This window comes from Calidifontibacillus erzurumensis (assembly GCF_013303125.1).
GTDB classification, from domain to species: Bacteria; Bacillota; Bacilli; order Bacillales; family Bacillaceae_J; genus Calidifontibacillus; species Calidifontibacillus erzurumensis.
In genome coordinates, this window is the sequence record NZ_JABTTE010000009.1 from 1 (window position 1) to 15,155 (window position 15,155).

General features: G+C 37.2%; 11 protein-coding genes. 6 read left to right on the forward strand and 5 right to left on the reverse strand.

The annotated features are described in order from the left end of the window. The first annotated feature begins 378 nt into the window (after positions 1–378). On the forward strand, positions 379–999 hold the full coding sequence (locus tag HR057_RS08170; protein ID WP_230474394.1) for an REP-associated tyrosine transposase: 621 nt from the start codon (positions 379–381) through the stop codon (positions 997–999). A 52-nt stretch (positions 1,000–1,051) separates the two neighbouring features. Next, the gene (locus HR057_RS08175; protein WP_173730954.1) at positions 1,052–1,465 is read left to right on the forward strand and encodes a hypothetical protein; all 414 of its coding nucleotides are present in this window, start codon (positions 1,052–1,054) and stop codon (positions 1,463–1,465) included. 360 nt (positions 1,466–1,825) lie between these two features. Here the strand turns inward: HR057_RS08175 and HR057_RS08180 are convergent, their stop codons facing one another. Continuing rightward, entirely contained in the window at positions 1,826–2,314 is a 489-nt protein-coding gene (locus HR057_RS08180; protein WP_173730955.1) for a YwpF family protein, read from the reverse strand. Between the two features lie 1,002 nt (positions 2,315–3,316). On the opposite strand from HR057_RS08180, the gene HR057_RS08185 reads away from it, so the two are divergent. From HR057_RS08185 to HR057_RS08195, 3 genes are all read left to right on the forward strand, one after another. Further along, on the forward strand, positions 3,317–3,559 hold the full coding sequence (locus HR057_RS08185; protein WP_173730956.1) for a hypothetical protein: 243 nt from the start codon (positions 3,317–3,319) through the stop codon (positions 3,557–3,559). Between the two features lie 376 nt (positions 3,560–3,935). Then, the gene (gene ssb, locus HR057_RS08190) at positions 3,936–4,322 is read left to right on the forward strand and encodes a single-stranded DNA-binding protein (RefSeq protein WP_173730957.1); all 387 of its coding nucleotides are present in this window, start codon (positions 3,936–3,938) and stop codon (positions 4,320–4,322) included. A gap of 617 nt (positions 4,323–4,939) precedes the next feature. Beyond that, the gene (locus HR057_RS08195; RefSeq protein ID WP_173730958.1) at positions 4,940–5,269 is read left to right on the forward strand and encodes a hypothetical protein; all 330 of its coding nucleotides are present in this window, start codon (positions 4,940–4,942) and stop codon (positions 5,267–5,269) included. A 339-nt stretch (positions 5,270–5,608) separates the two neighbouring features. On the opposite strand, the gene HR057_RS08200 is transcribed toward HR057_RS08195, so the two are convergent. From HR057_RS08200 to HR057_RS08215, 4 genes are all read right to left on the reverse strand, one after another. Continuing rightward, positions 5,609–6,664, reverse strand: coding sequence for a multicopper oxidase domain-containing protein (locus tag HR057_RS08200; RefSeq protein WP_173730959.1), 1,056 nt, complete (start codon positions 6,662–6,664; stop codon positions 5,609–5,611). 549 nt (positions 6,665–7,213) lie between these two features. Next, positions 7,214–7,390: a hypothetical protein gene (locus HR057_RS08205; RefSeq protein WP_173730960.1), complete on the reverse strand. Its 177-nt coding sequence runs from the start codon at positions 7,388–7,390 to the stop codon at positions 7,214–7,216. A gap of 273 nt (positions 7,391–7,663) precedes the next feature. Then, complete coding sequence (locus HR057_RS17360) at positions 7,664–11,185, reverse strand: DEAD/DEAH box helicase (RefSeq protein WP_230474395.1); 3,522 nt, start codon at positions 11,183–11,185, stop codon at positions 7,664–7,666. Further along, a complete protein-coding gene (locus HR057_RS08215) occupies positions 11,178–12,872 on the reverse strand; it encodes an SWIM zinc finger family protein (RefSeq protein WP_173730961.1) in 1,695 nt (564 codons plus the stop codon). The genes HR057_RS17360 and HR057_RS08215 overlap by 8 nt, the downstream gene beginning before the upstream one ends. Positions 12,873–13,459: 587 nt before the next feature. Between HR057_RS08215 and HR057_RS08220 the strand changes: the two genes are divergently transcribed. Continuing rightward, on the forward strand, positions 13,460–14,686 hold the full coding sequence (locus HR057_RS08220) for an MFS transporter (RefSeq protein ID WP_329955854.1): 1,227 nt from the start codon (positions 13,460–13,462) through the stop codon (positions 14,684–14,686). Positions 14,687–15,155: the final 469 nt, after the last annotated feature.

The following is a 15,155-nucleotide window of genomic DNA, read 5'->3' on the forward strand; positions in this document are numbered from 1 at the left end:
TCTGTGGTGGGGTGCCAGACCCCTCTCATGTACCATCTCTGGCACCATCTCCGGCACTATCTATGTTTGATAGAGCTTCTTTCTACTCTATTACCGTCCTCCTAAAATTTGGTAAAAATTTATATATTTTATAAAAAATTACAGTAAACCAGTTTACAAATATAAATACATGATGTATACTAGTAAACAAAATTGAAAACGCTTCCATTTGATGGAATCAAGTATTCATTTAATAGAATAAACACTTGCTTTAATATAGTTTGTAGGTCCCGGTTCTAAAAATGTTCACTAATGAAGATCTTAATTCCCTAATGATCTTCTTTAACAATAACTGCTGTATACTTCTAGCAAAGTTCTAAAAAGGAGTGATGCATAGACATGCCACGCAAACTTAGAAGCTGGTACCCAGGGGCAAAATTTCATATTACAAGCAGAGGGAATAGGAGGGAAACGTTATTTTACGATTCTGAAGACTATTACAAATACCTGTCCTTATTGCAAGAAACAAAAAATACTTATCCTTTTACCATTCAGTCTTATTGTTTGATGACCAATCACATTCATTTACAAATTCAAACTCAAGAACATCATATAAGTCAAATAATGAGAATTCTTCATTCAAAATTTGCAAGATATATTAACAACAAATATGATCAACAAGGCCATGTTTTTCAAGGAAGATTTCATGCTGAACTAATTATGTTTCCTGACTATGAATTAGAAGTGAATCGGTATATACACTTAAATCCGTTGAAGGCTAACATCGTAAAAAATTTGGACGAATATCCTTGGAGCAGTTATCATGCTTATGTACACAATAAGCCTGATCCTCTCATAGAAGATACAAGTAATTTTCTTTCATTGTTCCCACAGCCGCAACAAAAAAATTACCAAGCATTTTTGTTTTCAGAGCAAAAGCCACATGAAATTATCCTTGAACATTATAAATCTGTTGTTGAAAAAAAGATAATGGTGCCTCATCCAACAATTTCCCAATAAGTTAAAAGCTTTATTATTTTATTAAAATAAAAAATGAAAGGAGTAGGAGATTATGAAACATGCAATTTCCCAAACAAAAATTCAATACGCAAAAGTGTATGTCGAAATAGGGCAGCGGCACTTGACTGCGCCTAATAGAGACCCTAATGAACTCCTTGAGATTATTTTATGTTTATTAACGAAATCAAAAGCAGAATGTCAGAAAAATGATACTATATCTATGCCTGCTTCCTCCCATACAAACCTCCAGATTGCTCTAGCATTTTGTTATTCAAAGTCTTTATATGATAATACAAATCAAGTGCAAGAGTTAATGTCCCTCCTTGGCCAAAAAAATGAGCAAATGCAAAAAGATCAAATAATCCCAGTCTATGATGGATTTATTGATTTCCTTAAACAAGGAAAAGACAATTATGAAGTGGAAGAATTGTATTATTTAAAAAGATATTTGGCGCCTTTATTATAGAAGAAAAATGATATGTAGTATAGTCTAATAAGAGTATGGAAATATCCTCTTTTGATAGATGAGCAGGCAAGTGAAGCTTTGGGCAGAAAGTTTATGTGTTATCCATGTCTGTAGAGGCACTTATAGGGTAGAAAGCGTATGGAAATTACACACCATTCATGCAATTATAGTAGAGGCACTATGGATTGTGTTGGAAAATTTTTGAATTTGGTCAGAGTATAAAGGTGAAGAAATTATTAAAATATATCAATATAATGAATGGGTCTCTTTGTTCGATTGATCGATAGGGGCGCTTGGTCGAAATACTGTTGTCAAAAAAAGACCAAGCGCATTGTTTGATTGATCGACGAGAGCCCTTTTTTATTCGAAAAAAATATTATTGAGTTTAAGATCCCTAATATCATTTTCAATCATTGATTGCAATTCATTGCCCCGTTCCTTTTTGATACGTTTAAATTCTTTTAACAATTCTTCTCCGGAATAGCCTTTCTCGATTAAATCCCGCAAAATGATCTCCGAAAAAGTGTCTTTCCGCTTTAGTCGCTTAGCATCGAGAAGCAATTGAAGTTCCTTGCCGATAAATTTAATATCTCTGACTTTTGCAGCAAATGAGGCTGGTGGATTTTCTTTGCTCGTAATCGTGGCTTCAACAACCATTGGTTCGTTTGTTGCCTTTAAGTTGGAAAAAAATTCAAAAAAATCCCCTTGAATTAACCCTTCAATAAGCCACTGGTCATTTGCGTTCTCTTTATTAATAATCAACCCATCTTCAAGTGGTATGTTATGCTTTGTTGTTGTTTGATTAGTTTCAACAAAAATTGTAAGTGAACATAGGCGGAATGATTTCACAAAAGTCACCTCCAAAGGTACCGGATCAAACCTGCTCCTTATTATAACATTTTTATCCTGTCCCTGGATAGGGCACTAACTGCGGTAGGGTGCCAGACCCCTCTGGTGCACCGTCTGTGATACCATCTCCGGCCCCATCTACGGTACGGTGCCAGACCCCTCTGGTGCACCGTCTGTGGTACCATCTCTGGCTCCATCTGGGGTAGGGTGCCAGACCCCTTTGGTGTACCGTCTGTGGTACCATCTCCGGCCCCATCTGGGGAACGGTGCCAGACCCTTCTGATGTACCGTCTGTGGTACCATCTCTGCCCCATCTACGGTACGGTGTCAGACCCTTCTGATGTACCGTCTCTGGCACCATCTGCGGCACCGTCTGCGGTAGGGTGTCAGACCCCACTGGTTCACCGTCTGTGGTACCATCTCCGGCCCCATCTGGGGAACGGTGCCAGACCCTTCTGATGTACCGTCTACTGTACCTATTGGACTACAAAAAATTTTTATTTTAATAGAAATAGAATTTTTGGATCGTTTTTCTTTGAAATTTTAAAAATTGCCCAGGGAAAAATTAAAAATTCATAGGTCTAAAGTATTGAAATTTCCAATTTTGTTGATTTGAAAACGGTATCAAAAGTCTTTATTGTATTATTAGCAACAGCATTAGTATTGATGCAATGTTGCAAAATAATGCCAAGTACTATTTTTAGAAGTTGGGGTTGTCCAGACAAGTCGTTTTTAACGAAGTATTGTCTTTTCCATTTTATCCCTTTGATAGATAATCTTTTAATTATTGCTTTTTTGGTGTTTGTTGTTCGGACAACTCCAACGAGTTTTTTTATTTCTTTAATTGATTGATAAGGAGTTGATCGTCAGAGACTAGTTTTACTCAAAGTTAAAGTTTGATCTAATGAGTAGTTGCTCAAGTCGTTTTATCGTTCGATTTAGATTTATAGGATGTTTTTTACAAATTCAAAAAAAGGACTAAAACGAGAGGAGCGCGAAGAAATGGAGGACCTTTCATTAAAGCTGATATTAGAAGAAATGATACTTAAGTTAAATGCCGTATCTAGCGAAGTAAAACAATTACGGGAAAATACGGTATCAAAAGATGAGTATGAATCATTACATAAACAAATTGAAATTTTATCATTGCAAGTTGCTAAAAATATAGCTGCAAGAAACAATCTTCTTTATTTTCCACATACTAAAACTATCATTTCAAATACAAATGAACCGTTGCCCTATTAGCCTACTAGTTTTGCTGTAATAGTATCGGTTCGAAGTCCCCATAGAGGTTTGGTGATATTAATCAAAACTAATTTTGCTGTGTATCGTTCTACTTTAGTGGTAAAGATCCCCCTTTTTATGGTCTTTCTTTCCCACTCCAGCAAAATTGTTTATCCACCTTCCCCAATGTAAGAGAATCAGCGCCCACGATTCCTTATTTTGCTGTTGAGTGGGGCAAAAGAAAGATCATCCCCCAATTTTCTACTTCCAGATTATCATATTATTATTTTTAAACGTTAATTGAAAAAGTGCTCAAAGACGAATTTGTAGCTTAGTAAAATAGGTAACTACTTAAATTTAATTAAATGTTTATTTAAAAAGAAGGGTGGTATTTCCTATGTTTAACCAAGTAACACTAGTTGGAAGAATGGCAAGAGACCCAGAGTTGCGCTTTACCGGGGATGGCATTCCAGTAGCAAATTTTACATTAGCTTTAAATCGAAATTATAAAAATACTAATGGTGAATATGATGCTGATTTTATTAATTGCCACGTTTGGCGGAGGCAAGCAGTTACTCTAGCTAATTATTGTTTAAAAGGTTCTTTAATTGGTATCACAGGACGATTGCAATCAAGACATTATGACAATAGCGAGGGGCAGCGTGTATATGTTACAGAAGTTGTTGCTGAAGAAATAAAGTTTATAAACATAAAAAATAATATTCAGAATCAGAAAGCTGAGATAATAAAAATTTCGCAGGAAGAGGAAACAATTAAGGATTAGAAGCCGCTAACTAAATCAACTCCGCATCGTTTCAATTTATTTCAGAGAGGACGTTAAATGCCTTGTCTTAAAAGTCGTAATTCCAGCATGGAAATTTATGACATGCCAGTTAGAACGCCAACATTTTAATGAGGAGTCAATTAGACTTGGGTAGACCAGCATTGCTAATTTCACTTTTTTGACAACTCCCCATGAGTGGGAAATGGCAGTTTAACTAAATGTGGTATCAGGAAATGAAATTTCTAGAATAAAAGGTTAAAAGCAAAAAGGTGGGGCGTTCAGAGGTTAAAGTACAACTTTCTGAACAGCCCCATTTCAAAATTCTTCGGTCTAAATATTTATAAGGGAGGATAAAAAGAAAGAGTCTTTATATAATAATTCGAGTGTTTCTAGCTGTTTTTATACCATGGATAAAAATTTTTTCAGCATCATACAAATAATTTTGGCTTGCTTCATAAATTAAATAGGTCGCATGAATTTTTTTAAACGATAGAGCATTATGCGAGCTCCAAAATAGTTCTGCTTTGTACTTAATATTCCCATTCAGTATTAACTAGGCCATCAACAGAATATTTTGTTAATGAAATAAGCCGCACCAAAAGATTTGGACATTAATATTGGCATCTAAAAATAAAATCTTGGTCAGCGTCAAAAAGTTATTAGATCATGGGATAGGGATTTTAATTTTGGCATCAAAATTAAGTCTAGGACAGCATCAAAAAGTTATGGGATCAAGGGAAATTGACTTTAATAATGGCATCAAAACAAAGTCTTGGACAGCATCAATCAATTACGTCTCAAGGTTTTTGGCCTTTAATACTGGAAGCAAAAATATAGTCTTGGCCTTCAGCAAAAAGTTATCACATCAAGGGATAAGGATATTAATATTAGCATCAAAAATAAAATCTTGGACAGCATCAAAAAGTTATGGGATCAAGGGAAATTGACTTTAATAATGGCATCAAAACAAAGTCTGGGACAGCATCAATCGATTACGTCTCAAGGTTTTTGGCCTTTAATACTAGAAGCAAAAATATAGTCTTGGCCTTCAGTAAAAGTTATCACACCAAGGGATAAGGACTTTAATATTGGCATTAGAATATCGCCTAGTTCATCCGCAAAATGTTTTTGTTTAAGATCTTAGCAGCTCCAAAATATTTTTTGCTTCAAGGAATAAGGATTTTTACATTAGCATCAAAAATTTGGTCTAGGCCAGCCGCAGAACCGTTTTGCTCGGAAATACTAAGCTGGCCGTCATGTGCTATTTCAAAAAATTCTAACTTCAATTAATGTGACATTGTAGCAGTGCCATCGTCATTGCCGTCTTTTGTTACTTTTAAAATTGCAGCAGCTCCTTTTTGTACATGGTTGAATTGGTGAGTAACGATTGAGTAGCTGCCTTCTTCAACAACTGTAAATTCAACAACTGCACCGCCACTTGCTGGGAGCATTACTGTTTGCAATCCTTTTTGATGGTTGTAAGGGTTTCCGTCAATATATACATCATCAAACACTGTCCCAACGACGTGGAATGAACTTACTTCATTTGGACCAACGTTGTTTACGTAAATTCTGACCTTTTCTCCAACTTTAGCTAATAGCGGAGTTTCTTTTAATGTGAATGTGTCACCATTTGTATTTAATTGTCCTTCTTTTAATGCTTTCGTAGAGAATACGACATGGCTTGGAACACCATTTGTCATATCATCTAAGTCATTATATTTGTACCATTCGTTTTGAATGAGCACATATTCGCGGTCAACTTCGTTATCAGTTGGATAACCGTTTTTAGGTTTTACAATAATTGTTCCATGCATGCCGTTCGCAATATGGGCCAACACAGGTTTTGTACCGCAGTGGTACATGAATACCCCTGGCTTGTTTGCTTTATAGGTAAATGTTCCAGATTCGTTTGGCATTACATCGATGAATTTTTTGCTTGGTGCCGCATGAACGGCATGGAAGTCCATACTATGTGGAATGGAAGGGTCCATGTTTTTTAACGTAAAGTTAATAGTATCTCCTTCGTTTACAACTACTACAGGACCAGGCGCTTGACCATTAAATGTCCATGCTTTATACGTTTTTCCTTTATCAATTTCAATATCTGTAATTTGCGCAGTCATTTCGATATTTACTTCATTTTCGCTAACACGTTCAATTTTTAAAGGTACTGGTTCTTGATTTAAGTCTTTATGAGGAGCAATCACTTGAGTCTCGGTTTGTTCACTTGGTGCTGGAGGTGGTGCTACTTCTTGAGTTGCTTCGTTCGATCCACAGGCTGCTAACAACAATGACGCACTAACTAAAATAGGGAATGCAAATTTTTTACCTTTTGCCATTTTTAATCACCTCATGGAATTTATAAAAATAAATTTATTGTTGACCTGTGTTGTGAGTGGAACTAGAATGCATGTGATTTATTTCACAAATCGAGCAAAAAATTTTTGAGCATTTTAAATAAATTATTCAATCTATTGCTCAGAAACTGAAATCCACCTTCCTTTTGTGTTTACGTTTTTTACTGTAGTAACGGTACTTACTACACTTACATTGTAACATGGTCAAAGTTGGCTGGAATAAGACGGGTGTGGCAAATCTTTGACTAAACTTTGATTAAATTGTGAAGTCATTTAGAGGAAATTATTATAAAAGAATAACAATTATAATAAACTTAATAAGTTTTTATATCTGTTTTTTAAATAAAAAAGAGCAGGGGAGAGATGACCAAGTCCCATGCTCAAAATCTATAATCTTTAGGAAAGTTTAAATTTTAAAATGCAAGATTAACTTTATTATACTTGAAAATTTTAAGTTCTTTATTAGCACTTTCGAATTTCCTAGAATTGCTGCAAAATAACTCTATCAGTGTCTATCTAGAAAAATGAAAATTAGATGTTGTTTATTTTTTTAATAAAATTTTTATAAAACTCTTGCCAAAGAGGATCCATATGTTCAAACTGCAAATGTTGATTCAATTCAACTGGCTCATTTGAGGAATCGTTATTTGCTTTGGTATGTTGCTTTTTTGAAAGAACTGATTTATTTTTCTTTTTCTTTTGGGTCATATTCATCACTCCATCTGTGCGTCGTTCAAATTGCATTTGATCTGGTGGTGAAGTGTACTAGGGCAACAGGCAAATCCTCAGCATTACTTAAAACTATAGATTCTATTGAGCTCGAAAGCTTACGGCCAACCCTTTTATGGAGAAGGTTGCCACAAACCTACAGCTCAAAAAAAAAATCAACCAACCTAATCAGAGCAACGGAAATGCTTCAGACAACTTATCTCCCAAAATACTATCAACCAACCCTCAATACTAGTGGCTGTCCAAAACGAATCACTCATTCCATCCTTTGCGAAGGGCGAATAAATCACGCAGTTCTTCGGTTGATAGCTCGGTGATCCAGCTTTCGCCTGAAATGATTTCGTCGCTTAGTGCTTTCTTTTTCTCAATCATTTCATCAATTTTTTCTTCTAAAGTTCCGGTCGTAATTAGTTTATGAACATGGACAAACCGTTTTTGGCCAATGCGGTAGGCGCGGTCAGTGGCTTGATTTTCAACGGCCGGGTTCCACCATCTGTCAAAATGGATAACGTGATTAGCTGCGGTCAAGTTCAGACCGGTTCCGCCAGCTTTCAGCGATAAAATGAGCAGCTTTTCATTGCCAGCCTGAAAAGATTCAATAATTTCATCACGTTCTTGTTTCTTTAAAGTTCCTTGTAAAAAATGAACCGTTTCTTGGAACGTCTCAGATATGGCGTGCTGAATCATTTTACCCATACCAACATATTGCGTAAAAATTAGGCAGCTTTCTTTTTGATCTAAAATATTTTCAAGCAGTTCCATCATCTTTTTCATTTTGTTGGATCGGTCCACCAACGACTTTTCCCATGAAGCATCTTTCAAATAAAGAGCCGGATGGTTGCATATTTGTTTTAGTTTTGTTAACATCGACAAAATTAAGCCGCGTCGTTCCATTGCGCTTAGTTTTTCAATTCTATCAAAAGTATCTTGAAGAAGCTGCTCATAAAGGGATGCTTGCTCGACTGTGAGCGGTATATATTCTTTTTGTTCCAATTTATCAGGTAAATTTAGTTGAACCGTTTCATCGGTTTTCGTCCGACGCAGTAAAAATGGCTTGACGAGCTGTTGTACTTGTTGAATGCGCCGCGTATCATTTTTATTTTTTTCAATCGGTATTACAAAGCGTTTCGAAAACGAGTTGAGGCTTCCTAGATAGCCTTTATTAATAAAATCAAAAATTGTCCACAATTCAGTCAGCCTGTTTTCAATTGGTGTTCCTGTTAATGCGATATGATGATGGCCGCGCAAACTTCGGATCGCTCGTGATTGCTTTGTATAGGCATTTTTAATATTTTGCGCTTCATCAATGCAAATGGTGCTCCATTCAATTGTTTTTAGATCATCTTCATCGATAGCAGCAAGACCGTATGTTGTTATAACGATATCGTAGTCTTCTACCAATGTTCGCAGTTCATCGCCTTTTTTTCTAGCGCTCCCGTAATGCAAGTATACTTTAAGAGACGGTGCGAATTTTTCCAGCTCTTTTTGCCAGTTGCCAAGTACAGACGTTGGACAGATGATCAGTGCTGGCATCTGCGGTTTTTCGTGTTCTTTTACATATAAAAAATAGGTAATCATTTGCACTGTTTTGCCTAACCCCATATCATCGGCAAGGCAAGCGCCAAATCCGAATTTGCGTAAAAACAAAAGCCATTCGACACCTTGCTTTTGATATGCACGCAACTTGCCTTTGAAGCTTGTTGGAACTTCAATCGTTGGCAGCGATGAAATATGATGCAACTGGTATAGCAATTTTTCAAAGTGTTTGTTTAAGCGGATTTGAATTTGCGACAACGGATTGTCAAGATCAAGCTCTTCTGTATTGGATGTGTCCTGCAAGCTTAATAATTCTTGAGCAAGGATATCTTGGAAAGATAGTCCCTCTTTTTTGACGCGGGACATGATGTGTTTCACTTGTTTTATAAAAGCGGGATCAAGCTTCATCCACTTGCCGTTTACTTTTACGAGACGCCTATTTTCCTCAACGTATTGTAAAAATTGTTTTTCATCTAGTTCAGTGTTGCCCGTTGCGATTTTCCAATCAAAGTCGCTGATCGCCTGAAAACTTAGCAATGATTGCTGGGATGTTCCTACCGATGAGCGAAGTTGTATTTTCAGTTTAGGGTTCAAGGCGCGAATTTCTTGCCACCATGATGGCAACAACACGTCAATACCTGCTTCAGCCAGTTGAATACTTGCTTCGGTTAAAAATGTCCAAGCCTGTTCTTCGGTAAGTGTGTGGATTATATCGATATCGCCTATTCCATGAGCAGCTGGATTAATTGTTGAAGGCGCAATGCTGATAGGATTATTTGGCTTTTCGATGTTCATTTGGCTCTCAACGCGCTCCTCAATTTTTTGCAATCTCGATTGGTTCTGAACGTGTCCATCATCGTTGTGTAATCTCACTCGGCTCTCAACGTGCCCATGATTGTAGTGCGATCCCGTTTGGCTCTCAACGTGCCCATGATTGTAGTGCGATCCCGTTTGGCTCTCAACGTGCCCATGATTGTAGTGCGATCCCGTTTGGCTCTCAACGTGCCCATGATTGTAGTGCGATCCCATTTGGCTCTCAATGTGCCCATCATTGTAGTGCGATCCCGTTTGGCTCTCAACGTTTTCATTCTTGTTGTGCAATCCTAGTTGTTTTTCAACGTGTTCATTGGTTTTGTGCAAATTTGGCTGAATTTCCAAAGTTTCAACGGAGTTATTCCCCTCCAGTCGGCTTTCCATTGAACCTTCGATCCTATGTAATCCCGGAAGTTTTTCATCGACATCACTTCTTTCAACTGCCGATGCTTTCAGCCAAGGTACGATTTGGCATGTAAGCTCTATGCATCTCGTTATTTTATGGAGAAACCCATGCCATTCAGCAGGAATGGTGGCTGTGTATTTTCCGCTTTTGTTTGGTTCCCAAACGTACCAATGGCTTGGATTAGTTTTATCCCGTAAAAGAATATCTAATGTCCACTTGTCGGATAGGGCATGAGTGTTTTCAGGAGGCATTCTCACTTCGTCGATTTCTAATTCCCCATCAAGCGAACGATCACTCAGATCTTCTATTTCCTCATTCAAATTGTCGTACTCAAGTGGCTCGCTTAACCGCAGTTCGACTGTAAACGGAGCCAAGTCTTCCATCCAACCGATCCGTTCTAACCAAAGTTCCTCATTGAAAAAATTTCCAGTCACAAGGGAGACTTTCCCATCGTCCGAATCACTAGCAGGATGATGCTGTGTGTTCAAAAGAAGTGGATATTTTTTAGTAAGCTCGTCCCAAAGCGAGCGTAATCCTTTATCGTTTTCAATAAACTCAGTTATGCAAGAAGAAATCCATTCACTCAAAAATTCATGTGTAAAAATGGATGATTCTTCATCAATGTTTTGAAGCCCATCGATTAGTTTCCAACCAAACTTCCCTGCCGTCCATTGTTCAAAATCAGGCATAAATTGACCTGCTTTAATTTTTTCAAAAATTACTGGTGCCCATTTTTGCAGCCATTTGACAGGTGAACTGTAGGAAAAAGTAAATAATGACCTGCGTGAATCCAGTCCCGAATATAGCTCCATTGTTTCCCAAGAAGACAGTACAACCCCTTCGTTCATTTCTTCGAAGCTTGTCCCGTAATAACTCGGATGATGCCAAGCAAAGAAGAGCGGGCGCCAGTGGGTTAAAAGGGCTTTAATTTTTTTTTGTTCCAAATGTGTGGCATAAATAAGGAATTTTCCGTTTTCTAAATAATCTATTTGAATTTCATATGGAAGTTGCTTAGTCATCGATTAATTTTCCTTTCCCTTTCCGTAATTCTTCTTGAAAGGCTCTTAATCTTTTATATTTGGTTGAAAGCATATGAATGTAATCGTTCCATTTCTCCTCTTTTTTTAAAGCACGGTAATAGGTTCTAAGCTTTCGCAAATGTTTGACGGCTTGCTGGTACGCTTTTCGATTTTTTTCGGCGATACATTCTTCAATTTCGTTGTGATAAAGAGGAAGAAGCGCTGCCCGATTTTCCGATTCAATAGCTTTGATAAGTTTCGGATCGATGTTTTCAAGCGGTATACCGATATAAAGCATGAGCTCCGTCCACATATGATACTCTTTTTTTTCAATTAAATAGCTTGAAAAATTAAAAAAGCTATATGGGAGCCATGTTTGCAATGTATGAATATAGACCGATTCATCGCCTATTTCATCGGCATATTCTTGTATTAAAAATAAATAAAAGGATGATAGTTGGCTTTTCAATGGATGATCTTCATATTCATGGATAAATGCACTCATTTGTTTTTCAATGAAAGGCAGCCATTTCTTAAAGCGATCCCAACTTTTGTTTTCGGCAAGTGATTTAAACCAAGTTGTATAAAAATAAACTTCATTTGAAGGTCCTGTACTGAGACGATTGATCGCTTTTTCGTCATTTTCATATATAAAGTCAAAGTGAGCCAGTGCTAACCGGCATTCTGATGAGAAGTTTCCTTTTCCTAATTTTTTTAGCTTTTCTTCTTTTTTGCTGCGTGTTTCAAGGTTTTGAATGAAATTTTTTAATATATTTGGTTTGAACATGAAGTTTGTACATATAAATTGAAAAAGATAAAATCGTTCGTATTGGAAATCACGTGTTATAAACAAAATGTCCAGCATTCGCTCAGGTGTTTTATCTATTATTTTTTCATCCGCTTCTGTGCATTCAACTACGTACTTTTGAGAAATATATATAAGGTCAATTATTTCAGAAATAAGCTTATCCAAATATTGGGTTGTATCAGCATATGAGACGCCGAAAGATGTCTGTAATATTTTTTCAAATACAGTAATTGCCGCATGGATTTGAAATAAAAATTCTCCAAAGCGGGAAGACGGCTTGGGTGTATCAAGCAGCGTTGCATAATAGATTTCGAATAAATCTCTTGCTAAATTGTAACTTTGGAAAAAGCTCATATACGAATAAGTTGCTTCTCTTTGTTTTGTAAATTCTTCATAACGTTCATTAAAATAAGCAATCCAGCTCTCAAGCGAATCTTCTTGATAAGGCCGATTGACCGTTTTAGGCCTAATGTTATTCTTCGTTAGAGGGGTGGATGTTTTGGCATGGGTCTGAGCGGGAAAATAGTGCTGACCATTTTTCCAGCGGTTAAAAAATTTTCCAGGACTATCAAATAGTGAAAATAGATAGAAAAGAACTGCTAATTTATGGGTGCAATAAAAATCAATTTCTGGACAATCGCACATGCTAATTTCAAAAAAATCTATTTCAAGATTTACATGAAATTTGAATTTGTAATCTTGGACAACAGCTGAAATCGTATCCTCATCCACGACCACATTATAAACAGCGCCATTTCGAAATAACGAAAGCGCACGTTTCACATGTTTAACATCCTTGATATCAGTTGGATCAAACGAATCAAAAACATCTTCAATGCAAGATTTAATTTTCTTCTTAGGAATTTTTTTTACAAGCATAAAGCTTACACCACCAAATTAAAATCAAACACCTGTTTTATCCCTTTATTATAAAACATATGGCAAAACGTTGCCAGACCCTCCGTCTCCGGTGCGGTGCCAGACCCCTCTCATGTACCGTCTGTGGCACCAAGTGCGGCACCATCTGCGATGGGGTGTCAGACCCCTCTGGCGTACCGTCTCCGGTACCAATTCCGGTACCATCTGCGTTATGGTGCCAGACCCCTCTGGTGAACCGTCTATGGCACCATCTCCTGCACCGTCTGGGATGTGGTGCCAGACCCCTCTCATGTACCGTCTGTGGCACCAAGTGCGGCACCATCTGTGATGGGGTGTCAGACCCCTCTCCTGTACCATCTCCTGTACCATCTCCGGCCCCTTCTGCCGCTTTATTGAGCCCTTCTTTTGCACCTTCTTATGGTCCTTTTGTCATCCTCCAATAATTAAAAATAATTAAGCGAATAAACACATAATATTGCATTAAAAAAATATTCCGAAAATATTTTGCTTGAAATAAGGATGTCAAAGTGCGACAATTTTTTTAAATTATTACAAAGAAAAAATATTGTATCTTGGGGTTGGGGAAAGTGGAATTGAATGCGGGAGTTTTGAAACATAAAGATGAGCCTGTGAAACTGACTCCGAAAGATCGGCAGTTTTGGTTTGCGATTTTGGCTGTTGGCATCGGGTCGATTCTTTCGTTTGCAAATCTATATTTTGTTCATCCATTAATGCCGGCGTTTGTGGACGAATTTAATATTTCGCCGACAACTTCGAGTTTATCTTTATCTGTATCGGTCATCGCCTTAATTTTCGGGCTTTTATTTTTCGGTTTTTACTCGGATCGCTACGGCAGGACAACATTAATGAAAGTAACGTTGACACTTACTGTTATTCCATTATTCATCATGCCATTTGCAAATAATTTTGCTTTTCTATTGGTATTAAGAACAATTCAAGGATTTTTTATAGCAGGTCTTCCTGCGGCCGCTATTGCATATATTGGGGAAGAAATTGAACGTAAAAGCGTTGGTTTCGGTGTAACGATTTATATTGCTTGTAATGCAATTGGCGGAATGGTTGGCCGTATTTTAATCGGTATTCTATCTGACTATTCAAGTTGGCAAGCGGCAATTTGGGCCCTTTGTGGGTTTAGTGCAGCAATACTACTACTGTTTTTCATTATGCTTCCAAAATCAAAAAACTTTGAGCCTAGCAAACTGGAAGTGAAGGAAGACGCTGTAGGGATGCTTATCCATCTCAAAAATCCTGTTCTAATCAATGCCTTTTTGATGGGAATTGCTCTTCAAGTAGGATTTACTGGCATTTGGACATACTTGCCATTTTACTTAGGGGAAGAACCATTCTCTCTTTCGATGAAGGCTATCTCTTTGACGTATGCTGCTTATATTTTGGGCATTATCGGTACACCGGTCGCTGGAAAGTTGGCACAGCGCTTTTCCCATCAATCTATTATCATCGCTGGTGTCATGATCTTGATGATAGGAGATTTCTTAACATTAATTCAATCGGCAACAATGGTCGTCATTGGTCTTTGCCTACTTTGTCTCGGATTTTTTATTGCCCATTCGATGACAGCTGCCTTCGTTAGCATGCAAGCTACTCATCATAAAGGCGGAGCATCAAGCCTTTATTTAGTTAGTTATTACATTGGGGTAGCATCAGGCGGTACCGCCACCGGTTTTATTTGGAGTGCTTTGGGCTGGCGCGGCGTTGTTTTCTTGTGCCTTTTACTAATCCCGCTAACAGTAAAAATTGTGAATGATAGCAAACGGAGGCTAAAAAATATTTAAAGGTAACGAAGCATCTGCAACATAATGTATGAGAAGCGAGATAACATGACTAGTGAAAAGCATCATATATTGCACCTATAAAGAAGCGAGATATACATAGCCTTTGTTTCTTAGGTGCAAAATTGAACATATATCACTTTATGAACCGCAAGATTCACAAAACTTTTGTCATGCAGGTGCAAAGTTAAATTTCATTTACTAAGCGAGATAGAAAAACTTTGTCATGACTAGTGCAAAGATGAATTTGTTTCTCTTAATGAAAAGTAAGGACCCACAAAACTTTTGTCATGACCCGAGCGCAGTTGAATAAGCATGATAGAAAAAACTTTGTCATGACTAGTGCACAGCTGAATTTATTATTCTCAATGAAAACATGATCCATAAAAACATTTGTTTTGGCGTTTAATTTATGAGATGTGAGATTGAAAAAGTTTTTATCTCGAAATTGCACAGGTTGAAATAACTGCAC